At 68.9% G+C, this 25,062-nt stretch carries 21 protein-coding genes; 9 read left to right on the forward strand and 12 right to left on the reverse strand.

The features are described 5' to 3' along the window. The first annotated feature begins 16 nt into the window (after nucleotides 1-16). A complete protein-coding gene (locus tag FHU31_RS01945) occupies nucleotides 17-745 on the forward strand; it encodes an ABC transporter permease (protein WP_208410341.1) in 729 nt (242 codons plus the stop codon). Continuing rightward, a complete protein-coding gene (locus FHU31_RS01950; protein ID WP_167155223.1) occupies nucleotides 742-1,779 on the forward strand; it encodes an ABC transporter ATP-binding protein in 1,038 nt (345 codons plus the stop codon). The genes FHU31_RS01945 and FHU31_RS01950 overlap by 4 nt, the downstream gene beginning before the upstream one ends. 14 nt (nucleotides 1,780-1,793) lie before the next feature. On the opposite strand, the gene FHU31_RS01955 is transcribed toward FHU31_RS01950, so the two are convergent. The 9 genes from FHU31_RS01955 to FHU31_RS01995 all read right to left on the reverse strand — a co-directional run bounded on the left by FHU31_RS01955 (nucleotide 1,794) and on the right by FHU31_RS01995 (nucleotide 13,962). Next, nucleotides 1,794-4,988, reverse strand: a complete 3,195-nt coding sequence (locus FHU31_RS01955; protein WP_263988195.1) for an AAA family ATPase — start codon at nucleotides 4,986-4,988, stop codon at nucleotides 1,794-1,796. Nucleotides 4,989-5,010: 22 nt separating this feature from the next. After that, nucleotides 5,011-5,337, reverse strand: coding sequence for a YbaB/EbfC family nucleoid-associated protein (locus FHU31_RS01960; protein WP_167160514.1), 327 nt, complete (start codon nucleotides 5,335-5,337; stop codon nucleotides 5,011-5,013). A 20-nt stretch (nucleotides 5,338-5,357) separates the two neighbouring features. Beyond that, nucleotides 5,358-6,905 (reverse strand): PPE domain-containing protein, encoded by a 1,548-nt coding sequence (locus FHU31_RS31805; RefSeq protein WP_167155226.1) that lies wholly within the window; start codon nucleotides 6,903-6,905, stop codon nucleotides 5,358-5,360. Nucleotides 6,906-6,936: 31 nt separating this feature from the next. Next, the gene (eccE, locus tag FHU31_RS01970; RefSeq protein WP_167155229.1) at nucleotides 6,937-8,340 is read right to left on the reverse strand and encodes a type VII secretion protein EccE; all 1,404 of its coding nucleotides are present in this window, start codon (nucleotides 8,338-8,340) and stop codon (nucleotides 6,937-6,939) included. After that, complete coding sequence (mycP, locus tag FHU31_RS01975) at nucleotides 8,337-9,683, reverse strand: type VII secretion-associated serine protease mycosin (RefSeq protein WP_167155232.1); 1,347 nt, start codon at nucleotides 9,681-9,683, stop codon at nucleotides 8,337-8,339. Before mycP ends, eccE begins: the two co-directional genes overlap by 4 nt. A 191-nt stretch (nucleotides 9,684-9,874) precedes the next feature. Then, complete coding sequence (locus tag FHU31_RS01980) at nucleotides 9,875-10,132, reverse strand: HPr family phosphocarrier protein (RefSeq protein ID WP_090359152.1); 258 nt, start codon at nucleotides 10,130-10,132, stop codon at nucleotides 9,875-9,877. 44 nt (nucleotides 10,133-10,176) lie between these two features. Further along, a complete protein-coding gene (locus tag FHU31_RS01985; protein WP_167155235.1) occupies nucleotides 10,177-12,186 on the reverse strand; it encodes a PTS fructose transporter subunit IIABC in 2,010 nt (669 codons plus the stop codon). Nucleotides 12,187-12,214: 28 nt separating this feature from the next. Beyond that, entirely contained in the window at nucleotides 12,215-13,186 is a 972-nt protein-coding gene (locus FHU31_RS01990; protein WP_167155238.1) for a 1-phosphofructokinase family hexose kinase, read from the reverse strand. After that, a complete protein-coding gene (locus tag FHU31_RS01995) occupies nucleotides 13,183-13,962 on the reverse strand; it encodes a DeoR/GlpR family DNA-binding transcription regulator (RefSeq protein WP_090359147.1) in 780 nt (259 codons plus the stop codon). The genes FHU31_RS01990 and FHU31_RS01995 overlap by 4 nt, the downstream gene beginning before the upstream one ends. A gap of 73 nt (nucleotides 13,963-14,035) precedes the next feature. On the opposite strand from FHU31_RS01995, the gene FHU31_RS02000 reads away from it, so the two are divergent. Both FHU31_RS02000 and FHU31_RS02005 read left to right on the forward strand, forming a co-directional pair. Continuing rightward, nucleotides 14,036-15,781 (forward strand): phosphoenolpyruvate--protein phosphotransferase, encoded by a 1,746-nt coding sequence (locus tag FHU31_RS02000; RefSeq protein WP_167155240.1) that lies wholly within the window; start codon nucleotides 14,036-14,038, stop codon nucleotides 15,779-15,781. Nucleotides 15,782-15,831: 50 nt separating this feature from the next. Beyond that, entirely contained in the window at nucleotides 15,832-16,797 is a 966-nt protein-coding gene (locus FHU31_RS02005) for a pirin family protein (protein WP_167155243.1), read from the forward strand. On the opposite strand, the gene FHU31_RS02010 is transcribed toward FHU31_RS02005, so the two are convergent. Beyond that, nucleotides 16,742-18,928: an FUSC family protein gene (locus tag FHU31_RS02010; RefSeq protein ID WP_167155246.1), complete on the reverse strand. Its 2,187-nt coding sequence runs from the start codon at nucleotides 18,926-18,928 to the stop codon at nucleotides 16,742-16,744. The two genes, FHU31_RS02005 and FHU31_RS02010, sit on opposite strands and share 56 nt — an antisense overlap. Nucleotides 18,929-18,947: 19 nt before the next feature. After that, nucleotides 18,948-19,514 (reverse strand): TetR/AcrR family transcriptional regulator, encoded by a 567-nt coding sequence (locus FHU31_RS02015; protein ID WP_167155249.1) that lies wholly within the window; start codon nucleotides 19,512-19,514, stop codon nucleotides 18,948-18,950. A 159-nt stretch (nucleotides 19,515-19,673) separates the two neighbouring features. Between FHU31_RS02015 and FHU31_RS02020 the strand changes: the two genes are divergently transcribed. The 3 genes from FHU31_RS02020 to FHU31_RS02030 all read left to right on the forward strand — a co-directional run bounded on the left by FHU31_RS02020 (nucleotide 19,674) and on the right by FHU31_RS02030 (nucleotide 22,790). After that, entirely contained in the window at nucleotides 19,674-20,309 is a 636-nt protein-coding gene (locus tag FHU31_RS02020; protein WP_167155252.1) for a TetR/AcrR family transcriptional regulator, read from the forward strand. A 53-nt stretch (nucleotides 20,310-20,362) separates the two neighbouring features. After that, a complete protein-coding gene (locus FHU31_RS02025; RefSeq protein ID WP_167155255.1) occupies nucleotides 20,363-21,304 on the forward strand; it encodes a class I SAM-dependent methyltransferase in 942 nt (313 codons plus the stop codon). A 76-nt stretch (nucleotides 21,305-21,380) separates the two neighbouring features. After that, nucleotides 21,381-22,790 carry an aldehyde dehydrogenase family protein gene (locus FHU31_RS02030; RefSeq protein ID WP_263988194.1) on the forward strand — a complete coding sequence of 470 codons (1,410 nt, stop codon included), beginning with the start codon at nucleotides 21,381-21,383 and terminating at the stop codon, nucleotides 22,788-22,790. Between the two features lie 50 nt (nucleotides 22,791-22,840). Here FHU31_RS02030 and FHU31_RS02035 read toward each other — a convergent pair whose 3' ends face one another. After that, nucleotides 22,841-23,017: a hypothetical protein gene (locus FHU31_RS02035; RefSeq protein WP_167155261.1), complete on the reverse strand. Its 177-nt coding sequence runs from the start codon at nucleotides 23,015-23,017 to the stop codon at nucleotides 22,841-22,843. 213 nt (nucleotides 23,018-23,230) lie between these two features. Here FHU31_RS02035 and FHU31_RS02040 point away from each other — a divergent pair, with 213 nt between their 5' ends. Both FHU31_RS02040 and FHU31_RS02045 read left to right on the forward strand, forming a co-directional pair. After that, nucleotides 23,231-24,094: an SDR family oxidoreductase gene (locus FHU31_RS02040; protein WP_167155264.1), complete on the forward strand. Its 864-nt coding sequence runs from the start codon at nucleotides 23,231-23,233 to the stop codon at nucleotides 24,092-24,094. Beyond that, a complete protein-coding gene (locus FHU31_RS02045; RefSeq protein WP_167155267.1) occupies nucleotides 24,091-25,056 on the forward strand; it encodes an NADPH:quinone oxidoreductase family protein in 966 nt (321 codons plus the stop codon). The genes FHU31_RS02040 and FHU31_RS02045 overlap by 4 nt, the downstream gene beginning before the upstream one ends. Nucleotides 25,057-25,062 lie beyond the last annotated feature (6 nt).

The raw sequence follows: 25,062 nt of genomic DNA on the forward strand, positions 1-25,062 counted from the left end.
GCGCGGCGCACTTTGGATGCTGTTCGGGGTGTTCTTCCTCGTTCCGCTCTATGCGATGGCCGATTTCGCCACCAGGGACCTGGGTGGCGGCGGGCGCACCCTGGCGGCGTGGCGCAGTCTGGTCACCGACGATGAGCTCACCGGCGCGATCCTCACCTCACTTCTGCTGGCCGTGCTGACGGTCGTGGCGATGCTCGCGCTGTTGGTACCGACGATGATCTGGGTGCGGTTGCGCACACCGTGGGCCCGTGGGCCGGTCGAGTTCCTGTGTCTGTTGCCGTTGACGATTCCCGCGCTGGTGGTCGTCGTCGGCCTGCGCAACGTCTACCTGTGGGTGACCTACCTGCTCGGGGAATCCCCGCTGACCCTCACCTTCGTCTACGTCGTACTGGTGCTGCCGTTCGCCTACCGGGCACTGGACGCGGCCCTGGCGGCGATCGATCTGCAGACCCTCGCCGAGGCGGCCCGCTCACTGGGGGCGGGTTGGACCACGACCATCGCGCGGGTCATCGTGCCCAATATCTGGTCGGGCATCGTGGCGGCGGCGTTCATCTCGATCGCGGTGGTGCTCGGCGAGTACACGGTGGCGTCGCTGTCGGGGTATATGACGTTGCCGGTGCAGATCGTCACGATCGGCAAGGCCGACGGGCCGACGTCGGTGGCTGCCTCACTGGCCACCCTGGTGTTCGGTTTCGTTCTGCTGCTTGTTCTTTCGATGGTGACCAGAAGGGGGCGTCGAGGATGAGCGCCGGTGTTGCGGTGGAACTGCGTGAGCTGACCCGCCGCTATGGGTCCGTACGGGCGCTCGATGGGCTCACCTTGCGGATGGAGCCCGGTGAGTTGGTGGCACTCCTGGGACCGTCGGGCTGCGGAAAGACCACCGCGCTGCGGATCCTGGCCGGTCTCGACGAGGCCGGCACGGGCAGCGTGTGGGTCGACGGACGCGATATCAGCCGGACACCGGCCAACAAACGCGATATCGGGATGGTGTTCCAGGCGTACAGCCTGTTTCCGCATCTGACGGTGCGCGACAACGTAGCCTTCGGGCTGAAGATGCGCGGAGTCGCGAAGCGGGACAGGCAGACTCGTGCGCTGGACATGCTCGAGCTGGTGGGACTGTCGGCACAGTCGGACCGGTATGCCGCAGAGTTGTCCGGCGGTCAGCAGCAGCGGGTGGCGCTGGCCCGCGCACTCGCGATCCGGCCGAGGGTGCTCTTGCTCGACGAGCCGCTGTCGGCACTCGATGCCAAGGTGCGCACGCAGTTGCGCGACGAGATCCGGCAGGTCCAGCAGGAAGTCGGCATCACCACGCTGTTCGTCACGCACGATCAGGAGGAGGCCCTGGCCGTCGCCGACCGGGTGGGTGTGATGAACGCCGGCCGCCTCGAACAACTGGCCGCCCCCGTCGAGCTGTACACCTCGCCCGCCACCCCGTTCGTGGCCGAATTCGTCGGACTGAGCAACCGGATCCCGGCGCAGGTGGACGACGGCCGGGTGCGGCTGTGGGACCGCACGGTGGCCGCGCTGCCCGGGTCGGTGGCCGGCGCGGGCACGGCGCTGGTGCGGCCTGAGGCGGTGCGCCTCACCGCCGATCCGGCAGGCGCGGCGACGGTGCAGTCGGTGTCGTTCCTCGGCGCGATATCAAGGGTTTTCGTGACTCTGGGAGATGGCCCGGCAGCGGGGCCGCTGGTACTTGCGCAGGTGGGAGGCGGCCAGACGTTCGCGGTGGGGGACCGGGTCCGGGTCAGTGTCGAGTCCGCCGGCGTACTGGTCGTCTGATCCACCCCGAGGCGTCACGCCATATCGGCTACCCAGCCGAGGTGACCCTCGAACCCATGCGCTTCGGCCATATCGCGGTACCGATCCCGGTATCGGTGATAGCGCGCATCGTCGCCCTGAGCGCGGGCCAGCAGCGCCTGCAGCCGCAGCAACCAGATCTCGCGCACGGCCAGAGCATCGTCGGCGGGCGCCCGCGCCAAGCGTTCGATCGCGGCCTGGGCTTCGGCCATATCGGCGGCGGTGCAATCGTCGAGCAGAGACTCCACCAGAACGCCGGTCGCAGGGATACCCCACAGCAGCAGTCCGCCGTCGCGGAACAGGTGATCGCAGACGGTGCGCATGATCGCTATCGCGCCCGCCCGGTCTCCGCCCCTGGCCCCTTCGCGCGCCACATACATCTCGATGATCGGCAGATCGCAGAGGTTGCGTCGCCGTTTCACCAGCACCTCGCCGACCTCGATGGCGAGCTTTCGCCCACGGTCGCGCTGTGCTGCTGCGCTGCGATGCATCAGCGCAACACTCAACGTCATCCTGATGTATCCGACCACGACGTCATCGCTGGAGCGCTCGGCAGTCCGGAGCGCATCCTCGATCTCGTACAGCGCATCATCATCGGGCTTCAGTACGCCGAAAGGTATCCCCAGCAAGTAGACATAGCCGACCGCTCCCGCGTAGGACGCGGCATCGGAGCGCTGCGCCAGAGGCAGGCTGTGGCGCAGGTCCGCGCGCCATGCAGGACGGCCCAGACAGTACCGGGCCATCCCCCGCGACGCGCAGGCGAGAGCCAGCGGAGACCCGACAAGGAAGTTCCCTTTCGACGAATCCCCTTCTGCCAGATCGATAACGGTCTGCGACCACCGCAGGACGTCACCCCACTGCCCACTCTCGATCTTGCCGAAGATGAGCGGAAACGACAGCCCCACCGTCAACGTCGCGTCTTCTACCGACTCGGCGAGGGTCCACGCTTCCGAAGCCAGCTGCGACGCCTCGCGCACCCAGTCTCGATGTGCATAACTCACCACCATGCCTGCCGTGGCGATGCTCAGTGACGCCTTGTCCCCGGCGGCGGCGCACAACTCCCGTAACTGATCGAAGCGCTCGCCGGCGGAGTCGGCGCCGGCACGCCAGCCGGTCCCGCACAGCATCGTGCGCGGGGCGATCCGCATGGCTGCCCGGCCCGGGTCATCGGCGGGCAGGGCGTCGGCGATCGTCTGGGCACGCTCCCAGCTGGACAGGGCGGCCGTGATATCGCGGTTGGTCGCCCAGATGGCGGCGCGCATGTGCCAGCCGTAGGCAGCGTGCTGATCGCCGGCGGCTTCCCGGTGTTCTGCGATGGATGCCGCGTTCTCCTCGACCGAATCCGGGTCGCGGGCTTCGATCGCGGCAGCCACCCGACGGTGTAGATCTGAGCGGTCCGACCTGAGCTGCGCCTGGTAGGCCACCGAATGAATGAGCGGATGGTGGAACGCATACTCGGGTTCCCGGATGACGTCGATGAGTTGGGCCGCCACCAATTCGTCCACGACCGGCTCCACGCCCAACCACGTGACCAGGTCGAGGCTGAATCGCGAGCCGATCACCGCTGCCGCGCTCAGCGTGCGCTTGGCCGCCGGAGTGAGCCGGTCGATGCGCGCGGCGATGGTCGCCTGCAACGTGGCGGGCACGGTCACCTCGCCCGTCTCCACCCCCGACAGGTATGCGCCCGGCTCGCCCCGCAGCACACCGCGTTCGGCCAAGTCGCGCACCAACTCTTCGGCGAAGTACGGATTGCCGGCGGCTCTTTCGGCGACTCTGCGGCCCAGTCCCTCAACCGAGGCGTCGGCGCCGAGGAGGTGTGCGACCAGCGTTGCGGTGTCTGAATCACTCAGCGGCACAAGGGTTATGGTGTGCTCATCTGCCATGTGGGCCAGCGCTCCGTGATACTCGGGCCGGTAGGTGATCAGCACCAGTGAGGGCGTCTGCGGGACCACCGTGAGGAAATCGGCCAGCATCGACTCGCTGACCTCATCGATCCAGTGCGCGTCCTCCACGACGTAGACCGCCGGGGCCGTGCGGGCCAACATCGCTGCCTCGACGAAAGCGCTCAACCGCCGCCGACGGGCATCGGGGTCGATCGGGGGCAGGATTGCCTCCGGATCGGCGATGCCCAGCAGGTCATCGAAGAGCAGCAGGTCGTCGGGGTCTGCGCCAGGCATCTGGTCGCGCACTCGATTTCGGGCGACCGAGGGGTCCAGAGCCCCGATCTCGGTGGCGGCGCGCAACAGCTGCGTGACGACTCGGAAGGGCACCTGGCCGGCGTGCGACTCGCAGAAGGCGCTGAACACGGGTGCCCCCCGCCGGCGCGCCGTGGCCGCCACCTCACGCGCCAGCCGCCTCTTGCCGATACCGGGTGGGCCCACCACGCCGACGATCGCGCCGTGCCCGTCGATCGCGCGCTGCAGTGCGCCTTCGACGACCGACAGCTCCCGCCGTCTACCGACCAGATCCGACTCGGCACCCGCGACGCGATGCGGTTCGCCGATGCTCAGCAGGCGGTGGACGCGCACCGGTTCGGCGGCACCCTTGATGTGCACCCACTCGGCTGCACCCACGTCAGCCGAGTCGGCCACCAGTCGCGCGGTCGACGCACTGAGCATCACCCCACCGGGAGGTGCCACCGACTCCATCCGCTGAGCCATGCCCACCTGCACACCGATCGTGGCGTACCTGGACCCGGAGCCGATCTCACCGGCGATCACCTGACCTGAATTGAGTCCGACCCGCAGCCACAGATCGATGCCGTCGCGATCGCGGGCCTCGGCCGCCACCCGCTTCGCCTCTTCTTGGATGGCCAACGCTGCCAGGCAGGCGCGAACAGCGTGATCCTCCAATGCCATCGGCGCGCCGAAGACCGCCATGATGCCGTCGCCGGTGAATTGGCTCAGGGACCCGTCGTAGCGGCTGACCATGGCCGTGCAGCGGTTCAGCAGGTTGCCCATGATCTCACGCAGCCGTTCGGCGCCGACGGCTGCAGCGATGTCCATCGAATGAACGACATCGGCGAAGAGCACCGTCACCTGCTTGTACTCGGCCGTCGTCGGTGCCGATGTGACAGGCGCGCCGCACTTGTTGCAGAAGCGGGAATCCGGCGGCAACTCCGTACGGCCGCACGACCCACACCACGGTCCCGTTATCGGTACCGCACCGCGACCGTCGTCGGTGTCGCCCACGTCAGCATCATGTCACCGCTGGTCAACGGATACCCGGCGGATCGCCGGTGATGTCGGCGATGGCCTCGTTGAGCCGATCCTGATCCACTGCAATGGATTCGCTGGCCACCTCGGTGGCGTTGTGCAGGGCTTCGTTGAGCCGGCGGGAGACCGTGTCCGAACCCAGGCGCAGCACCCCATCGGACAGATGGACGTCGACGAGGTGGTGGTGTCCGTTCAGGGTGACCTCGACGGTCTCGGATTCGTCCGCCGCCGTGAAGGATTCGCTCGCCATCTTCTGCAGCTGGCTGTCCATCAGATCCTGCAGACGGCCGGCCTGCCGAAGTACCGCGGCGACCTGGGGGTGCATATCGTCGGTCGGCTCGAAACTCACTTCGGGTCCTTGTCCGGGATATCGCGGCGCCGGCGGGCGCCGATGACCCCTTCGGTCCAGGGCCGATCCTCGGTGTAGAGGTCCTCGTCCGGGGAGGTGTTGGGATCGCGGCGCTTCTCCTTGCCCGGTGATGCGCCACCCGCACCGTGGCCCATTCCGCCCATGCCGCCACCCATACCGCCGCCCATGGCCGACGCCGGAATCGCGCCCGAGCCGCCGCCTCGGGCGCCGCCGCCGGGCGCGGGTCCGACGGTCTCGGCCCCGACACTGGGTTGCAGGGGCAGCGCCGGTGCGCCCCCTCCGCCGCCCGCGCCGGCGCCGGATCCGCCGCCACCCCCGGTGGAGGCGGGGCTCACACCCGGATCGTCGAGCCCGAGACCGGGCAGCCCGCCATCGGGTAGCCCACCGCCGGGCAGGCCACCTCCCGACGGCGCACCGCCGCCCGAGGGTGCGCCGCCCTTACCGGACGGGCTGCCACCCGAACCCGATTGGCCGGCAGCGGATCCCGACGATCCCGACGGGGACTGACCGGCGGATGCCGGATCCGTGCCCTGCGGCGTACCGGACGAGGCGAACTGCGCCGGGGCTCCCATCGGCTGGCCGCCGGCCCCCGGAGCGCCTCCACCACCGCCGGTATTGCCGCCGCCACCGGAACCGCCCGCACCGGTGCCGCCCCCACCGCGCGAGGCGAACCCGGGGTCGCGGACCTTCACCTGATCGAAGGTCGCGTGGCCCGCGTAGTCCTGCCGCACCTCGTCGGATTGCTGCTGCAGTTTGGTCATCTCGGCCTGGACGTGCTGGGCCTGCACCTGGGACCGGGCGTCGCCCTCGGCGAGCAACCGCGCGAGAGCCTCCTTTGCCGCCTGGTACCGGAGGTACAGGGGGGTGTGCTCGGTCAGCGCGGTCACGTGGGCATCGGCGACCTTGGTGGCAGCCTCGGCCAGCCGGCGCCACGCCGCAGCCAGATCGGTGCACCAGTCGCCGTAGTCGTTGAGCCGTTTGTGGGCCGCGTCGGCTGCCTCACCCTCCCAGTCGTTGGCGTCGTGCATCGGCCGGGCGCCCTCGGCGCTGGCGGCGGCCAGTCCCCATTGCACGGCGGCCGCCCGCAGGGAGGCCTCGTTGCCGCTGAGCAGAAGTGCTTGCGTCTGTTCGATGTTGCTGTAGCCGCCGCCGTCGAGGGCCTCGGGAGCGGCCGGGCCGTCCGGCAGGGGCGGCAGCGGCGTGGAGGGCGGCGCCACGGTGATGGCCTCGACCGCCGCGTGGCGCTGCGGGTCGTCGAGGGCGGTCTTGTACTGCTCGTCGACCTTGTCGTAGGCAGTGGCGGCCGAATCCAGCATCTCGCTGAGCCGCTGGCCTTCGGCCTCGGCGATCTTCTGATGCTGTTGCAGCGCTGCGGCATTGGCGTTGAGATTCGCGGCTGCAGCCACCGCCAGCGGAAGCTGATCGGGTGGCATGGCCTGGGCCTCCGGCTGGTACCAGAAGACGCTTCGCATGGCGCCCGCAAGGCCTTTGAGGGCGGCGGTGTCGACCTTCGCCTCTGTCATGCGCGATCCCGCTCCGCTTCTCGCTGGGGCGTCACGACGCCCCCTCCAGCGCCATCTGGTACCGGCTCTCCTCACGCGGATTGATCAGCCGGATCGGTAGCTGTCGATGCCGCGGGGTTCCGATGAAGTTGCTGCGCAACACCACCCGGCCGACACCGGGATGCGGCCCCAGGTAGGTGGTGGCATTGGGCCACGTCACTTTGGCCTCACTGCCGATGCGGGCGTTGACGAACCCGGCGAACTCGCGGAACTGCGGGCCCAAGGTGACCACACCCCCCGCCGCGGCGGACCGGATCACGAACTGGGTGAACAGCCGGGCGTCACCGAGGTTGATGCTGACGTCGACATCGTCGAACGGCATGTAGACCGGGTAGCGGTCGGCCGTCTCACCCACCAGCACACCGGCCGAGCCGATCGGCAGTTCGTAATGCCGGTCGGAGACCGGGCTCTTGCCCAGCAGTGCGGCCCGCTGCCCGCCGAACAGGCACGAGAAACCGCGCGGCGTGGTCGGATTGGCCAGCGTGGTCAGCAGCACCGTCGTGGTCGGGGCGCTGCCCGGCCGGATACGCACCCGGGTGATGGTGTGGTCGGCACGGGCCGACCACCACACATTCGGGCCGCCCGGTGCCACATATGCGGCGGTGAACGTGCTGCGGCCCTTGATGGAGGACCAGGATTCGCGTTCGAAGCTGATCTCGGTGGCACGGTCGAAGTCGTCGAAGCTGCGCCCGCACCGTGCGTCGATCCCGTTGCCCGCCAACTGATCGGCGATCCGGGTGGTCGAGGCGACCAGGTAGCGGGCCAGGCCGGCGACTCCGGATTCGCGCCGTTGGGCCGGTCGCCGGGTCCGTTCGGGGTCGGCGCGCAGCACGATCCAGGTCCGTCGGTTCGCCGGGGCGGGATACGGCCCGACCACCTGCTCGTAGAGCGCCACCAGATTGGCGGGCGCGGTCTTGCCGACGCGGTAACCCGCCGACACGACATCGGCCTCCAGTTCGGGGCAGTGCGCCGCGATGAGTTTCTCCACCAGCCGGGTGTCCACCACATCGTCGGTGAACGCCTCGCCCGAGACCAGCACCGTTGGGGTGAACGCCCGGGGGACCAGCTCGATGGTCGCGATCAGCGCGTCGCCCTCCCACCGCACCGCCACGTGGTCACCGGGCAGCACCGTGGCGCCGACATCGGGTTCCGACGGTGCCGGTGGCGCGACGGTATGCCGCCGGCGCCAGGAGAACAGTGCCGCGATCCACCCGGTCAGCCGCCGGCCCCGGATGGTGAGCGTGGTGGCGATCGCGATCAGCGCGCCGAGCGTGATGCCGAGCCACAGCAGGTTCATCGGGATGGACACCACGACGACGGCTGGAATCAGCACCGCCGCCCACAGCAGGTGGGCGGTGGTGAACCGGAAACCGAACTGGCCGAAGAACTCTCTCATCGGCGCCTCAGGGCACGCCGGGCCAGTGCGCCGATCCCGAGGATCAGCGCCACCGCGGTGCCGGTGAGCACCACGATGGTGATGGGTCTGCGATCCGGGGGCGCGATGTAGACCGGGGGCGGAAGCTGTTTGACCCGGTACGGCACGGCAGACGGGCCGGACGGGACATCCCAGGTGAGTGCGGCCACCGGGTCGATGACGCCGGCACCGACGTAGTTGTCGACCCCGCCGCCGGGATGGCGGGCGGTCGCGGTGATCCGGTTCATGATCTGCGCCGGGGTGAGCTCGGGGAAGCGCTGACGCAGCAGCGCCGCCAACCCGGACACATATGCGGCGGCGAAGGATGTGCCGGCGATCGGGATGGGCCCGTCGGTACCGGCCAGCGCGTTGACCGGGTTGCCGTCGTAGCCGAGCGCGATGATGTTCTCCGCCGGTGCCGCGGCATCCAGCCAGGGACCGGAGACCGAGAAGCTGCTCGGTTGTCCGGTCTCGCCGATCCCGCCGACCGTGAGCACCAACGGCGAATACCAGGCGGGCGACACGATGGTCTGGACCTGTTTCCAGCCGCGGGGGTCGTTGGGCTGGTCGGCCTCGGGCGGCGGATTCTGCGTGCAGTCCTGACCGGTGTTGCCCGCGGCGACCACGATGACGACACCTTTGATGTTGACGGCGTAGTTGATGGCCGCGCCCAGGCCGGACTCGTTGATCGGGCGGGTGACCTTGTAGCAGGCCGCCTCGCTGATGTTGATCACCTGGGCGCCGAGATTGGCCGCGTGCACGATCGACCGGGACAGGCTGCGCAGGGAGCCGGCGGTCTGGGTGCTGTTCGGATCGTTGGGGTCGTTGCGGGAGCCGACCGGCTGGAAGTTGTCCGAGGTCTGGCGCAGCGACAGGATGCGGGCATCGGGTGCGACACCGACGAACCCGTCGGTGGGCGCGGGCCGTCCGGCGATGATCGAGGCCGTCAGTGTGCCGTGGGAGTCGCAGTCCGACATACCGTTGCCGGCTTTGTCGACGAAATCGCCGCCCGGTTCGGCGGGAACCCGCGGCGAGCCGTTGACCCCGGTATCGATGACGGCGACGGTGATACCGGCGCCGGTGGCGAACTTCTGGGCGTCGGCGATCCGTAGATAGTCGTTGGCCCACGGCTTGTCGGTGAAGTTCGAGTTCGGGAACGTGATCGGGGCCGAACACACCCGCCGCTGCTCGGTGGGTTGATCGGGCCCGGTCTCGTCAGGCGGTACCGCCGCCGGATCGATCGTCGGTGGCTCGACCGCACCCGCCGGCGGGGCCGTACCCACCAACAACACGCACGCGGCCAGCAGCGCGGCGATACGTCGCACGTTGTCCACTCCCCTTGCAATCCCCGGATGCGGATGTGCAGGCACAACCGCAGCAAAGCGAAGGCCCCGTGTTGGCGGCGTGTTCGCGCAACGTCAGCCTGCCAGATGGGTCTCGCAGGCTGACGTCAGAGCAATATTACGGGGACGACGAAGGGGGCAGTTGCGCTTTCTGTGACGCGCACGGGCGCGCCTCAGGCGTCGAGGTCCTGGGCGACCAGGTCGGCGACGGTGGCCAGCGCGGCGGCGTCGTCGGAAGCCACGGTCACCTGGGCGCCGTTGCCGGCGCCGAGGGTCATGATCATCAGCGCGGAACCGGCGTCCACCGGCTCGCCACCGTCGACGGCCAGGGTGACGGGGACGCCGGCGTTGACGACGGCTTCGGCGATGATGGCGGCCGGCCGGGCGTGCAGGCCGATGGCGGATCCGACGACGACGGTCTTGCTGGGCATTGCTGTTCTCCTCTTGGCGGTGGTGGTGCGATGGGTGGGACGGATCAGGCGGATACGGGCGTCTTGGTGAACTGTTTGGCGAGCACCACCGCGAGGGCGGCGACCACGGTTCCGGCGGCCAGGGCGACCAGGAACCACATCAGGTGGCCGATCGCGAAGAACACGAAGATGCCACCGTGCGGCGCTTTGAGCGTGACGTCGAAGGCCATGATGAGCGCTCCGGTGACGGCACCGCCGGCCATCATCGACGGGATGACGCGCAGCGGGTCGGCCGCGGCGAACGGGATGGCGCCCTCGGAGATGAACGCGGCACCGAGGAACCACGCGGCGTTGCCGTTCTCCCGTTCGGGCTCACTGAACAGCCCGGGCCGCAGCCGGGTGGCCAACGCCATGGCCAGCGGCGGCACCATGCCGGCGGCCATCACCGCGGCCATGATGCGCAGGGACGCGACATCGCTGACGTTGAGGCCGGCGGTGGCGAAGGCGTAGGCGGCCTTGTTGACCGGCCCACCCAGGTCGAAGCACATCATCAGACCCAGGATCACCCCGAGCAGGATCACCGAGGCGCCGGTCAGTCCGTTGAGCCAGTTGGTCAGTCCGGAGGTGATCGCGGCCAGCGGGCGGCCGAGCAGCATGAACATGAGCAGGCCGACGATCAGCGAGGCGAACAGCGGGATCACGACCACCGGCATGAGACCCCGGAACACCTGCGGCACATTGATCTTGCTGATCCACAGCGCCGCGAACCCGGCGATCAGGCCGCCGACGATACCGCCGATGAAACCACCACCGACGAAGACGGCGACCGCGCCGGCGGTGAATCCGGGTGCGATACCCGGCCGGTCGGCGATGGCGAAGCTGATGTAGCCGGCCAGCGCGGGGACCAGGAACATGAAGGCCAGGCCGCCGAGGGTGAACAACACCGCGCCGAGGTACTGGACGAACCCGCCGGCCGGCAGGTTCACCAGCGAGTTTCCGGTCGCGATGTGCGCACCCAGTGAGTTCATGCCGAAGGACAGCCCTTTGGCCCCCTCGGGTGCGTTGGCGATGTCGTAGCCGGCGAACAGGAAGCCCAGCGCGATCAGCAGGCCGCCGGCGGCGACGAACGGGATCATGTAGCTCACGCCGGTGAGCAGGATCTGACGCAACCGGGTGCCCCAGCCCAGGCTGTTCGCCGCGGACGCGGCGCCGGCCTCCTCGACCGAGCCGGATACCCGGGCCGCATGCGGATCGGTCGCGGCCGCAATGGCTTCGGAGATCATGGTGTCGGGTTCGTTGATGGCTCGCTTGACGCCCGAGGCGATGACGGGCTTACCGGCGAAACGCTGCTTGTCCTTGACGCCGACATCGGTGGCGAAGATGACGGCGTCGGCGCCGGCGATGGTGTCGGCAGGCAGCGGGGTGCTGCCGGAGGAGCCCTGGGTCTCGACGGTGAAGGTGACACCGGCCCGTTCTGCGGCCAGCTTGAGGGCGTCGGCAGCCATGTAGGTGTGCGCAATACCGGTGGGGCAGGCGGTGATCGCCACGATCGACGTGGTCTTGCCGGGGACGGGCGCAACGGCGGCGGCGGGACCGCCGGCGGGGGCCGGGTTCACCACCCCGTCGACGAGTGCCACGAGTTCTCCCGCGGTCTTGGCCGTCCGCAGCGATTCCACGAACTCCTTGCGGACCAGGGCGCGGGCCAGACTGGACAGCAACTTGAGGTGGTCGGCACCACCGGATTCCGGTGCGGCGATGAGGAAGACCAGATCCGAGGGGCCGTCGGGGGCGCCGAAGTCCACGGCCGGCGCCAACCGGGCGAACCCGATGGTCGGCGTGTCGACGAAGGCCGAGCGGCAGTGCGGGATGGCGATTCCACCGGGGAGACCGGTGGCCGACTGACCCTCGCGGGCCATGGCGGCGGCCACCAGGCCGTCGGCGTCGCCGGTGCGGCCCGCGGCGGCGAGCAGTGCGGCGATGTGGGCGATGACGGACTCGTTGCTGGTGCCGGCATCGGTGTCGAGCAGCACCAGGTCGGTGGTGATCACCGGCTGTGCGGTATCGGTGGGGGACATGACGTGACCTTCTTGTCGGGGTTCGGGATCAGGCGGCGGACGGCGAGAGTGACCTCACCGCAACGGCTTCGGTGTTGATCTGGGAGGGCGCGGGCAGTGCCGAACCGGGCAGCGCGGCCGCGACGCTGCCGTAGGCGACGGCCATCTGCAGCCGCTGCGCGGGTGGCGCACCTTCCAGTGCGGCACGCACATAGCCGGCCAGCGACGAGTCCCCGGCGCCGACCGTGCTGCGCGGGACGATGGGTGGCGGTGTGGCGAGCCAACTGCCGTCGCCGTCCACGAGCACGGCTCCGGCCGCTCCCAGGGTGACCAGGACGGCGGCCGCGCCACGGTCGATCAGTTGCCGGGCCGCGGCCACCACCGGTCCGGTATCGCCCTGGGCGGCAGCGCTTTCCAGCTCGGCGGCCGAGTGGCCGGTCAAGCCGGCGAGCTCCTCGGCGTTGGGCTTGATCACATCGGGGGCGGCGGTACCGAAACCCGCCGCGAGAGCGGCCAGCGGTGCGTCCGAGGTGTCCACGGCGACGTGGCAGTCGTAATCCGACAGTGCGGCCACCATATCGGCGTACCAGTGCACGGGGATGCCCGGGGGAAGCGAGCCCGACAGCACCACCCAGCTGGCACCTTGGGCGGCCTGCAGCACGGTGTGTGTCAGCTCCTGCAGCGCAGCCGCCTCGAAGGGAGCGCCGGGCTCGTTGAGTTTGGTGGTGGTGCCGTCACTTTCGGTGATGGCCAGGTTCGTCCGCACCTGGCCGCGGATCGGCACGTTGCGGAACGGGACGCCGGCGGCCCGCAGTGCGGCCAGGATGAGATCGGCATCGGAGGCAGGTAATACGGCGATGGTGTCCAGTCCGGCCAGTCCGAGGGCGCGGGCCACGTTGACGCCCTTGCCGCCCGGCTCGTTGGTGACCGATCCGATCCGGTGCACCGCCCCCCGGGTGAGGGGAGTGCCGAGGGTGACCGTGCGGTCGATGCTCGGATTGGGTGTGACGGTGACAATCATGCCGCGGCTCCTGCCAGGACGATCTCGATGCCGAGACCGGTCAGTTCGGTGCGGTCGGCGTCGGTGATCTCGGTGTCGGTGACCAGCGCGTCGACGCTGGACAGGGGTGCGAAGCTCACCAGCTCCTCGCGTCCGATCTTGGACGAATCCGAGGCCACCACAACGTAATTGGCGCTGCGGACCATGGCGCGTTTGACGGCGGCCTCGTCGGGGTCGGGGGTGGACAGGCCGTGGCGGACGCTGATGCCGTTGGTGCCGATGAAGGCGATGTCCACCCGCAGGTGATCGAGTGCCTGCAGCGTGGCGTCGCCCACGGCCGCCTGGGTGAGGCCGCGGACCCGTCCGCCGAGCAGTTGCAGCGTGACCGACGGGACGGCCGACAGTCGGGCGGCGATCGGGATGGAGTTCGTCACCACCACGAGGTCGCGGTCGGTGGGCATGGCCGCGGCGATCCGGCTGGTGGTGGTACCGGCGTCCAGCAGCACGCTGGAACCGGACAGTGGGAAGAAGTCGGCGGCGGCCGCGGCGATCGCGTCCTTCTGATCGGAGCGGGTGGTGTCGCGTTCGTCGACATCCTGCTCGACCAGGTGCAGGGCTCGCGACGGAACCGCGCCACCGTGCACGCGGCGCACCAGCCCCGCCTTGTCCAGGACGGCGAGATCGCGCCGGACGGTTTCGGTGGTGACGTCGTAGGCCTGCGCAAGTTCGGCCACGGACGCGCGCCCCTGCCTGATCACCAGGGAGGCGATCGCTTGCTGACGTTCTTCGGCGTACATGGCTCCGGTCTCGGTGCTCGAGGTCTGGGATCGGGTGGGTTTTTCGGGTGCTAACCCGGTGACGAATGTTGGTATGTGTTGTTTTACGCTTGTTTGTGTTGACTTGTCAACGATTTCTTGTAACGTGGCTCACATGAGTTCCCCATCTGTGACGGACACCGGGATCCTCGTCCTGACCGGTGTCCCCGTAGTGCCCGGAGTGGCCTATGCCCCGGTGATCCGTCCCGGGCGCAAGCCGGTCATCGATCTCGGTGCCGATTCGCTGGGCGAGGACGAGCGCCCGGCGGAATCGGCCAGGTTCACCGCCGCGGCCGCGACCGTGGCCGAACGGCTGCGGGAGCGGGCCGGTCGCGCCACCGGTGCCGCCTCCGAAGTGCTCGCGACGACCGCCGGTCTGGCGCAGGACCGGGCCTGGCTGGGTGCCGCGGAGAAGCGCATCGCCGAGGGCGCCCCGGCCGTGCGTGCGGTGGCCGCCGCCGTCGACCAGTTCGTCGGGCTGTTCACCCAGATCGGCGGGATGATGGCCGAGCGGGTCACCGATCTGCGCGATATCGGGGATCGGGTGATCGCCGAACTCGTGGGCCTGCCCGAGCCGGGGGTCCCGCAACCCGATGTGCCCTCGGTGCTGTGCGCCGAAGACCTCGCGCCCGCCGATACCGCGGGCCTGGATCCGTCGCTGGTGGTGGCCCTGGCCACCACGCTGGGCGGACCGACCAGCCACACCGCGATCATCGCCCGTCAGCTGGGTATCCCGTGCGTCGTCGCCGTCACCGGACTCGATGACGTGCCCGTCGGCGCCAAGGTGCTCGTCGACGGCACCCGCGGCACGGTGACCGTCTCGCCGGATGATGCTGCTGCCCGTGCGGAAGTGGCCGAGGCGCAGCGTGCCGCCGCGACCGCAGCCGGTTGGTCCGGGCCGGGCGCGACGGCGGACGGCCACGCCGTCGCCGTGCTCGCCAACGTCCAGGACGGTGCCGCGGCGCGGGCCGCCCGCCAGACACCCGCAGAGGGCGTCGGCCTGTTCCGTACCGAGATGTGCTTCCTCAACACCGACACCGAACCAACGGTCGAAGAACAGGCGAGCATCTACGCCGAGGTACTCGAGGCCTTCGCCGGTGGCAAGGTCGTGATCCGCACCCTCGACGCCGGCTCCGACAAACCGCTCAAGTTCGCGGGCCACCCGGATGAGGCCAACCCCGCGCTGGGGGTGCGAGGTATCCGGATCGCGACGGGCAACCCGGGGCTGCTCGATCGCCAGCTCGCGGGCATTGCCGCCGCGGCGCAGCGATCCGGCAACCCGCCATGGGTGATGGCGCCGATGATCGCGACCGCCGACGAGGCGAAGAGCTTTGCGGCCAAGGTCCGTGCACACGGGCTCATGGCGGGCGTGATGATCGAGGTGCCGGCCGCGGCGCTGCTGGCCGACCGGATTCTCGAGCACGTCGACTTTCTGTCGATCGGCACCAATGATCTTGCGCAGTACACGATGGCCGCCGACCGGATGTCTGCGGACCTGGCCACCCTCACCGATCCGTGGCAGCCCGCGGTGCTGGCACTGGTCGCCATGGCGGTGAACGCCGGTGCCGCGGTGGGCAAGCCGGTCGGCGTGTGCGGGGAGGCGGCGGCGGATCCGCTGCTGGCGTGTGTGCTCACCGGCTTCGGCGTGACCTCACTGTCGGCGGCCTCGGCCGCGGTCCAGGGCGTGGGCGCCAAACTCGCGCAGGTCACCTTGCAGCAGTGCCGCGACGCCGCCGAGGCCGTATTGGGTACCGCCAGCGCCGCGGACGCCCGAGCCGCCGCACGCGCCGTCCTGGGGTAGGCGGCGAATGTGCGGGGAATTAATCGGACCATGGTCCGGTTAATCCGGACATGCCTGCCATCACAGCCGACACGCTGACCTTGCCCCGCATCGCGGGGCCAGAACCTGCTGACACCGAACGCCCCGTGCGTTCGATCACCACCGGCCCACGCGGTTTCGAGGGGGAGGGCTTCCCCGTCGTGCGCGCGTTCGCCGGCGTAAGTGCCGCCGACCTCGACCCGTTCATCCATATGGATCAGATGGGCGAAATCGAATACCAGCCCGGTGAGCCGAGGGGAACGGACTGGCACCCGCACCGCGGATTCGAGACCGTCACCTACATGATCGACGGCCGCTTCGCCCATCAGGATTCGCACGGTGGCGGTGGATTGATCACCGACGGTGCCACTCAATGGATGACCGCCGGGGCCGGGATCTTGCACATCGAGACGCCACCGGCCGAACTCGTCGAGAGCGGCGGCGTGTTCCACGGCATCCAGCTGTGGGTGAACCTGCCCCGTGCCGACAAGTTCGCCACGCCCAGGTACCAGGCCATCGAGGGGCGTGAGGTGCAGTTGCTCTCTTCGGCCGACGGCGGGGCGCTCGTCCGCGTCATCGCCGGTGAGGTGGACGGCCGCACCGGGCCGGGCGGTACACATACCCCGATCACGTTGGCGCACGCCACGATTGCCCCGGGCGCGCGGCTTGACCTGCCATGGGATAGGCGGTTCAACGCCCTGGTGTACGTATTGTCCGGGCGCGGCTCGGTGGGGCCGGTGAGTCACCCGATCCAGCAGGGTCAGCTGGCCGTGCTCGGGCCGGGCGACCGGATCGCGCTGGCCGCGGCTGGCTCCCAGGACTCCCACCGCTCGGCGATGGAGGTTCTGCTGTTGGGCGGCAAGCCGATTCGCGAGCCGGTCTTCCATTACGGGCCGTTCGTGATGAATTCCAAGTCCGAGGTGATCGAAGCGCTGGAGGATTTCAACGCGGGCCGGTTCGGGACGGTGCCGCCGAATGCGCTCCGGCCCCATCACTGACCGGTTCAGGGTAGAGCAGTTCCAGTTCGCCGAGATGGGCGGCGACGGTGACCAGCGGCAGCGCGGCCGCTATCGCCAGTTCGCCCGCACCGGCGCCGGCGCGCAGGGCCCGCACGAAATCGTCGCTGATCGGCGGACCGAAGTGCACGGACTCGACACCGCGAAACCGTTCGCACACTGCGTGGCAATGAGATTCGAGGGCTTCACGCACCTGGGGGTAGACCGCCAGGGGCGGTGGGACGACATCGGCGATCAGCTCGGCCGCGGCCCTCAGCCGGGTGGCTCGGTTGGCCGACCTGATCACCGGCGCGCGCAGGTCGGTCGAGCCCCCGCTCTCCGAAAGATAGTGGCGCACCGTGTCGTCCAGGGTTCTGCCGGCAGACAGCGCATCGTGGCCGAGTGTGGTGATGCGGTCGTCGGCCTCCTCGGAGGCGCCCCGCGTCACCCGGAGCACCGCGGCCTTCATATAGGCCGTGCCGGCCGCGCGGGCGGCATCCAGTGACCGGGTCACCGCCGCGGCCGCGCCCCGCGGCCACAACAGCAGCGACACCACCACGCCGACAAGGGCGCCGATCGCCACGTCCTCGACCCGGATCAGGCCCACCCGCCAGCCGATCGGGTGGATCAGGTTGAAGATGATCACCACCATCATGGTGAACGCGGCCTGTCCGGCGATGAACGACGCCACCTCCGGGACGAACGCCGACCCGAATGCGACCAGCGGCAGCGCCAGCCACATCACCACCGGGTCCACGCCCATCAGGGCGATGAAGGCCGCGCCGAGCCCGAACCCGATCACCGTCCCGGCGACCGCGCGTACGACGCGGGTCCCGGTGGTCAGGGCACTGCTGCGCAACACCGACATGGCGCCCAGTACCACCCACAGCCCGTTCTGCAGGGGGAACAGATGCGTCACCCCGACGGCCAGGGCCAGCCCCAATCCGGTGCGAAGACTGTTGCGCACCACCACGGCCCGTGTCGCGACCAACCCCGACGGGATGCTGGCGATCGCCTCGGATTCGGACAGCACCCGCGCGGCCGCGCCGGAATCCGGCAGTCGCAGGCCCAGCACTCGCGCCCACACCGGGCGGGCGTCGGCGTCGGCGGCCAGTCCGATCACCCGCCCTGTCGCGCCGGCACACGCCGATATCGTTCTGCGGGTCAACAGCTTTCGTCCGATTCCCAGCGCCGCGGCGTCATCGGGTTCGTCAAGGATCTCGCAGATGTCCTCGCGGTACCGGCTCTGCGCGAGCAGTCGCTGCACGGCCAAGGCGTGGGCCAGCGCGCTGCGATGCGCATCGCGTTGCGGGCCGCCGGTCTCCAGCACGGCGGCGGACTCACGCAACACCGCCACGATCGGGTCCCGCAGTTCGGCAAGCGCGGTGCCGGGGGATCGCGTCACGAGGTCGGACAGCCACTGCAGGTCGTCGATCACCCGCACGAGCGCCCGGCTGCCTGCGGTCAGTCCGACCGGGCGGAAATCGGCACCGAGAAAAGTGGTGCGCAGCTTGTCCATCGCATCGTGAACGGCGTCGAGGTCCTCGGCGCTCGGTTCGGCCCGGTCCAGCGCGTCGGCGAGCGTCGCGCAGACCCGGGCGGCGTACAGCCGAAGTTCGTTGTGATGGCGCGGCGGAAACAGGAACAGCGCGGCGGGCACGCACAGGGCGAGGGCGATCACCCAGCCGAGCAGGCGATCCGGAATCGGGCCCGGCGGCAGGCACAGTGCCGGAACGAAGGTGAGCAGGGTGGAGCGCTGGCCGGCGGCCACGATCTCACTGAGCACGCCGGCGAACATCACCGCCGCCGCCACCACGAACATCACCGCCACGGCCAACCACGGCACGGGCGCCATCACGGTGCCCAGGGTGACCAGGACGGCCCCGTTGACGCCCAGCCCGGCGTAGGCCAGTGCCCGGGCGGGCCGGTTTCCGGGGAAGTCGACGAGGATCAGCAGGGCGACCGCGCCGAGAATCGCGAACAGCGGCGTCTGCACGCCACCGACGCTGAACCCGGCGGCGGCGACCACCGGCATCATCAGCCCGGCGCGCACGGCGCGACGCATGGCGTCGTACTCGGGGTCGCGAGCATGCACCCTCCCCCACAGCCTGAGCCACAGACCGGGGGTGAGCATGCCCGACGATGTTAGACGGTCACGAGTGGTCCGGAACGGTGCCGAACATCCCGGAGTCCAGCCCGTCGAGCAGTTGGTCGGCCAACCAGCGCAGGTCTGCGAAATCGCGGGGTAACGAGGCCTGCTCATAGCCGGTCAGCAGATATACCGCGGCGATCGCGAACACATGCGCCTGACGGTCGCTGGTGAGGATCTCCAGCGCCGATTCCTTCATGATGTCGAACCGCTGCTGGTCGACGGTGCGCTGCACCTCACCCACCGTCGGGTCGATGGAACTCCACACCCGGATTGCCGCCTCCGCGCCGTGCGGCAGGGCGAGCGCCTCCTCGACCAGCGTGCCGATCCTGCGCCGCGGATCGGATTCGGCTCGGGCCGCGTCGATGATCTGGGTGGTCTTCACCTGCACCCAGTTGTCGACGAGCGCTCGGGTGTAGGACGACCAGCTGGTGAAGTAGTGGTAGAACGAGCCCGTCGTGACACCGAGTCGCTGGCATACCTCCGCCAGTTTCAGGCCGCCGTAGCCGAGGTCGGACAAGATGTCGATACCGGCTTCGAAATATGAATCCCTCGACACGCCAACCCCCATGGTGGGACACCTTAGTTTGGTCTGTCCACGGATATTGCCGGGCTGCGCCGGTCCGGCGCCCGGAGCAACGATAACAAACGTTTGCTGGACGCGAGCTGCAGATAACGCCGAGGTGAAGATCGCGGTAGTGAAGTGGGTAATCTGTGGCACAATTTGACTGTGCCGCACATAGCCAGCAGAGGACCGGGTCGCCCGCCTGCGGCCAAAGCAGCAGACACCCGAGAGCGTATCCTGCAGGCCGCGCGGGAGGTGTTCAGCGAACTCGGCTATGACGCCGCGACCTTTCAGGCGATCGCCATCCGCTCGGACCTCACCAGGCCCGCCATCAATCACTACTTCGAGAGCAAGCGGGTGCTCTATCGCGAGGTGATCGAGCAGACCAATGCCATGGTGGTGGGCGCCGGGTTCGAGCGAGCCAAGGCCCAGTCGACGCTACTGGCCAGGCTGTCGGCATTCTTCTCGGCGGTCATGCAGACCGATACCAAGGATCGTTCGGTGGCCGCCTTCCTGGTCACCTCGGTGCTGGAAGCGCAGCGTCATCCTGAGCTCGCCCATGAGACCCACGACTCGCTGGCCAGTTCGCGGGAGTTCCTTTCGTGGGCGGTCCGCGAGGCGATGGACAGTGGGGAGCTAACCACCGACACCGACGTGGAGATGCTTGTCGAGCTCCTTGTCGCCGTGATGTGGGGGATGGGCTTCTACGCCGGGTACGTCGGCTCGCATGCAGATCTGGAACGTGTTATCGAGAAGTTCGAACTGCTGCTGGCTAACAAGCTCTGGTCGCTGCCGACGTAACTGGCGCCGGCGCTAGCGTATAGCTAATCTAAGTTGTTCGGTAGCATGGCGGAATGAGTTCTCTGCGCACCGACGACGACACCTGGGACATCGCCACCAGCGTCGGAACCACTGCCGTCATGGTGGCCGCTGCCCGCGCGGCCGAAACCGACCGGGATGATCCCCTGATCAGTGATCCGTACGCCAAGATTCTGGTCGGCGGCACCGAGGCCGGGGTGTGGAACTTCATGCTGGACAAGGAGTTCGTCGCCAAGGCGGCCGAGATCGATGCCGAGGCTGCGGCGATCTTCACCCATATGGGCAGCTACCAGGCGGTGCGGACGAAATTCTTCGACGAGTTCTTCGCCTCCGCCGTCGATGCGGGCGTCCGGCAGGTCGTGATCCTGGCTTCCGGGCTGGACGCGCGGGCCTATCGGCTGGACTGGCCGGCAGGCACCACCGTCTTCGAGATCGACCAGCCCAAGGTGCTCGAATACAAGGCCGCGGTGCTCGCCGAACACGGCGTCCGACCGTCCGCGACGCTGCATCAGGTGCCGGTCGACCTTCGGCACGACTGGCCCGGCGCGCTCACCCGCGCAGGATTCGACGTCGGCGCGCCGACCGCGTGGCTGGCCGAGGGGCTGTTGATGTATCTGCCCGCCGACGCGCAGGACCGGCTGTTCGGCCAGATCACCGAGCTGAGTGCGCCGGGCAGCCGGATCGCCGTCGAGACTGCGCCCCGTCAGGCCCAGGAGCGTCGCGAGGAGATGCGAGCCCGGTTCGACGCCATCCGGGAGAAATTCGGGATGGGCGAGAGCATCGATGTGGGTGAGCTGATGTACAACGACCCGGACCGAGCGGATGTCGCCGTCTGGCTGGCCGAGCACGGCTGGGACAGCACAGCGGTCACCTCGGCCGACGAGATGCGCAGGCTGGGCCGTTGGGCGCTGCCCGGCGGCCCCGACACCCCCGGGGATGACGCGTTCTCCTACTTCGTGACCGCGGTCCGCCGGTAAACAGGCGCGGCGGGGTCTTCTGGCCGCCCAACCAAGTGGTTAGTATTCGGGGCATCTCATGCGGAAGGACGCGCCCGTGACCACGACCGATGCGACCCCAGCGACCACCCCGGTCGCGGCTCCCGATATCCCGGCGATCGTCGCCGATGTCCGCGCGGCCTTCGCCACCGGCCGCACCCGCGACCTGCGGTGGCGCAAGCAGCAGCTGCTGGCCCTGCAGCGACTCGTGGTCGACAACGAGTTGGCGATCGCCGCCGCCCTCGACGAGGACCTCGGCCGCAAGCCGTTCGAGGCGTGGCTCGCCGATGTCGCCAGCGTGGCCGCCGAGGCCGGTGACGCCGCCAAAAACGTGGCGAAGTGGGCCCGCCGCAAGTATCGGCGCCTGGAGATCTCGCAGCTGCCGGGCCGCGGCTGGATCGAATACGAGCCGTTCGGCACGGTGTTGGTCATCGGTGCCTGGAACTTTCCGTTCGCGCTGACCCTCGGACCGGCGGTGGGCGCGATCGCCGCGGGCAACGCCGTCGTGCTCAAACCGTCCGAGTTGGCGCCGGCCTCGTCGGCGCTGATGGCTGAACTGGTGCCGCGCTATCTGGATCCGCGCGCGGTCGTGGTCGTCGAGGGCGACGGTGCGGTCAGCCAGGAACTCATCGACCAGGGCTTCGACAAGCTGTGCTTCACCGGCGGTACCGAGATCGGGCGCAAGGTCTACCAGAGTGCGGCCGCCCATCTGACGCCGGTGACGCTGGAACTCGGTGGCAAGAGCCCGGTGATCGTCGCCGCCGACGCGGATGTCGAGGTGGCCGCCAAGCGCATCGCCTGGACCAAACTCATCAACTCCGGCCAGATCTGCATCGCTCCCGATTACGTGCTGGCCGACGCCAGCATCCGCGACGAACTCGTCGACCGGATCACACAGGCCGTGACGGCGTTCGAAGCCGACGCTGTAGGCGGCAAGCGGATCGTGAACCGGCGCCACTTCGATCGACTGGCCGGGGCGCTCGCCGTCACGACCGGTGAGGTGGTGATCGGCGGCGGATCCGATGCCGAGGCCCTCGAGATCGACGCGACCGTCGTGCTCGACCCCGCGCTCGACGAACCGCTGATGACCGACGAGATCTTCGGCCCCATCCTGCCCATCATCACCGTACAAAACCTCTCTGAGGCAATCGATTTCGTCAACGCCCGGCCGAAGCCGCTGGCGGCCTATCTGTTCAGCGGGTCGAAGGACACCCGGGAGCGGGTGATCCGGGACGTGCCGGCCGGCGGCATGGTGGTCAACCACCTGATCTTCCACTTCGCCACCACGCGGCTGCCGTTCGGCGGTGTCGGGCCCTCGGGCATCGGCGCCTATCACGGGCGCTTCGGATTCGAGGAGTTCAGCCACCGAAAGTCGGTGCTGACCAAGCCGACCCGGCCGGACCTGGCCAAGATGATCTATCCGCCCTACACCGAGAAGGCATGGAAACTGGCCCGCAAGATCTTCTGACGCACGAAAACGGGGGCATCCGTTCGGATACCCCCGGTTTCGTCGGTACGTCAGTGGCTCTGATGAACCGTGTTGTCCACCTGCGGCGCCGACGCGTGCGGCTGGATGTCGTAGATCCAGTCGTGGTGGGTGATATCGGCCGACGCCGGGGCCGCCAGGCCCAGGATGGCGGCGGTCAGCCCGCCGGCGATGATCGCGGTGATGCTGATGTTCTTGCCGTTCGTCATGATCGTGCTTCTCTCTTCTGCCGTCTTAGGTGCTTTTCGCGCCCTCTGATGGGTGAAACGCACAGGTCAGCGAGGTAATCCCGATGGCGGTGATTGATCGGCGGTTGGCAGGAACACGTCGTCGGCGGACCCGGTCTACCGCCGCCGAACCGACTTCCGTATACAGAAGGTTGTCGTCCGACAACCGGACAGAAAACCGTGGAGAGGAATCCCATGCCCGGAGTGCAGGATCGCGTCGTCGTCGTCACCGGTGCCGGTGGTGGACTGGGCCGTGAATACGCCCTGACGCTGGCCCGTGAAGGGGCCAGCGTCGTCGTCAACGACCTCGGCGGTGCCCGTGACGGGTCCGGTGCCGGACACAACATGGCCGACCAGGTCGTCGAGGAGATCAAGGCCGCCGGTGGTCGTGCCGTCGCCAACTACGACAGCGTCGCCGAGTCCGCGGGTGCGGAGAACATCATCAAGACCGCCATCGACGAGTTCGGCAAGATCGACGGTGTGGTGAGCAATGCCGGCATCCTGCGTGACGGCACCTTCCACAAGATGACCTTCGAGCAGTGGGACGCCGTGCTGAAGGTACATCTGTACGGCGGTTACAACGTGATCCGCGCCGCGTGGCCGCATTTCCGCGAGCAGAGCTTCGGCCGGGTGGTGGTGGCCACCTCCACCAGCGGTCTGTTCGGCAACTTCGGACAGGCCAACTACGGTGCCGCCAAGCTCGGCCTGGTCGGGCTGATCAACACGTTGGCGCAGGAGGGTGCGAAGTACAACATCAAGACCAATGCCGTCGCGCCGATCGCGGCCACCCGGATGACCCAGGACATCCTGCCGCCCGAGGTCTTCGAGAAGCTGACCCCCGAGTACGTGGCGCCGGTGGTGGCCTACCTGATGACCGAGGAACTGCCCGACACCGATTCGGTGTTCATCGTCGGTGGTGGCAAAGTGCAGCGCACCGCGCTGTTCCAGAACGACGGCGTCACCTTCACCCAGGTGCCCTCGGTCGACGAGATCGCGGCCAAGTGGGGCGAGATCACCGATATGTCTGCCGCGCAGGCGGCGAGCTTCAAGCTCGGATGAAAGCCCTTGTCGCACAATCCCTGACCGGTACCGAGGGGCTTGCCTACACCGATGTCGACGATCCCGTATCCCCGGATGCGGTGATCATCGACGTCGGCGCGGCCGGCGTCTGCTTCCCGGACCTGCTGCTGTTGCGCGGTGAATACCAGCTGAGGTTGGAACCCCCGTTCACCCCGGGGATGGAGGTGGCCGGAACCGTGCGTTCGGCTCCTGTCGAATCGGGATTTACTGCTGGGCAGCGTGTTTCGGCATTCACCATGCTGGGTGGTTACGCGGAGCAGGTGGCGGTGGCGCCATCGAGTGTGGTGCCGACTCCCGAGGGCATCGACGACGCGTCGGCGGCGGCTCTGCTGGGCAACTACTACACGATGTACTTCGCCCTGGCGCGCCGCGCGGCATTGCGGGCCGGGGAGACGGTGTTGGTCCTCGGTTCGGCCGGCGGTATCGGCGTGGCGAGTATCCAGATCGCCAAGGCGTTGGGGGCGCGGGTGGTGGCGTTGGTGCACCGGCCCGACGCCCTGGACTTCGTGTCCGGCGTGGGTGCCGACGTGGCCCTGCCGTTGACCGACGGCTGGCGCCAGGCGGTACTGGAGGCGACCGGCGGCCGCGGTGTGGATGTGGTGGTGGACCCGGTCGGCGGTGATGCGTTCGATGACGCCATCCGGGTGCTGGCCCCCGAGGGCCGGCTGTTGGTCATCGGATTTGCTGCCGGACAAGGTATTCCGACGGTCAAGGTGAACCGGCTGCTGCTGCGCAATGCCAGCGTGGTCGGCGTCGGGTGGGGCGAGTTCGTCCGGCAGTCCCCGGGCGCGCAGGCCGAGGTGGGTGCCGGTCTGGCGCAACTGGTGGCGGCGGGCTTGCGCCCGCCCGCACCGGTGAGCTACCCGTTGGCCGACGGGGCGGCGGGTCTGCAGGCGCTGGCCGACGGCAAGATCCGGGGCAAGCTCGTCCTCGTTCCGTAGCCTGAA

The organism is Mycolicibacterium fluoranthenivorans (assembly GCF_011758805.1).
Taxonomy (GTDB): Bacteria; Actinomycetota; Actinomycetes; order Mycobacteriales; family Mycobacteriaceae; genus Mycobacterium; species Mycobacterium fluoranthenivorans.

What these genes read in the sequence shown, in the direction of transcription:
- FHU31_RS02015 (WP_167155249.1), bottom strand. Translation starts at nt 19,514, where the DNA reads ATGGGGGTTGGCGTGTCGAGGGATTCATATTTCGAAGCCGGTATCGAC.
- FHU31_RS02035 (WP_167155261.1), bottom strand. Translation starts at nt 23,017, where the DNA reads ATGACGAACGGCAAGAACATCAGCATCACCGCGATCATCGCCGGCGGG.
- FHU31_RS02005 (WP_167155243.1), top strand. Translation starts at nt 15,832, where the DNA reads ATGCCTGCCATCACAGCCGACACGCTGACCTTGCCCCGCATCGCGGGG.
- FHU31_RS01980 (WP_090359152.1), bottom strand. Translation starts at nt 10,132, where the DNA reads ATGCCCAGCAAGACCGTCGTCGTCGGATCCGCCATCGGCCTGCACGCC.
- FHU31_RS02040 (WP_167155264.1), top strand. Translation starts at nt 23,231, where the DNA reads ATGCCCGGAGTGCAGGATCGCGTCGTCGTCGTCACCGGTGCCGGTGGT.
- FHU31_RS01945 (WP_208410341.1), top strand. Translation starts at nt 17, where the DNA reads ATGCTGTTCGGGGTGTTCTTCCTCGTTCCGCTCTATGCGATGGCCGAT.
- FHU31_RS02000 (WP_167155240.1), top strand. Translation starts at nt 14,036, where the DNA reads ATGTGTTGTTTTACGCTTGTTTGTGTTGACTTGTCAACGATTTCTTGT.
- FHU31_RS01995 (WP_090359147.1), bottom strand. Translation starts at nt 13,962, where the DNA reads ATGTACGCCGAAGAACGTCAGCAAGCGATCGCCTCCCTGGTGATCAGG.
- FHU31_RS01960 (WP_167160514.1), bottom strand. Translation starts at nt 5,337, where the DNA reads ATGCACCCCCAGGTCGCCGCGGTACTTCGGCAGGCCGGCCGTCTGCAG.
- eccE (WP_167155229.1), bottom strand. Translation starts at nt 8,340, where the DNA reads ATGAGAGAGTTCTTCGGCCAGTTCGGTTTCCGGTTCACCACCGCCCAC.
- FHU31_RS31805 (WP_167155226.1), bottom strand. Translation starts at nt 6,905, where the DNA reads ATGACAGAGGCGAAGGTCGACACCGCCGCCCTCAAAGGCCTTGCGGGC.
- FHU31_RS01985 (WP_167155235.1), bottom strand. Translation starts at nt 12,186, where the DNA reads ATGTCCCCCACCGATACCGCACAGCCGGTGATCACCACCGACCTGGTG.
- FHU31_RS02045 (WP_167155267.1), top strand. Translation starts at nt 24,091, where the DNA reads ATGAAAGCCCTTGTCGCACAATCCCTGACCGGTACCGAGGGGCTTGCC.
- FHU31_RS02010 (WP_167155246.1), bottom strand. Translation starts at nt 18,928, where the DNA reads ATGCTCACCCCCGGTCTGTGGCTCAGGCTGTGGGGGAGGGTGCATGCT.
- FHU31_RS02025 (WP_167155255.1), top strand. Translation starts at nt 20,363, where the DNA reads ATGAGTTCTCTGCGCACCGACGACGACACCTGGGACATCGCCACCAGC.
- FHU31_RS01950 (WP_167155223.1), top strand. Translation starts at nt 742, where the DNA reads ATGAGCGCCGGTGTTGCGGTGGAACTGCGTGAGCTGACCCGCCGCTAT.
- FHU31_RS01990 (WP_167155238.1), bottom strand. Translation starts at nt 13,186, where the DNA reads ATGATTGTCACCGTCACACCCAATCCGAGCATCGACCGCACGGTCACC.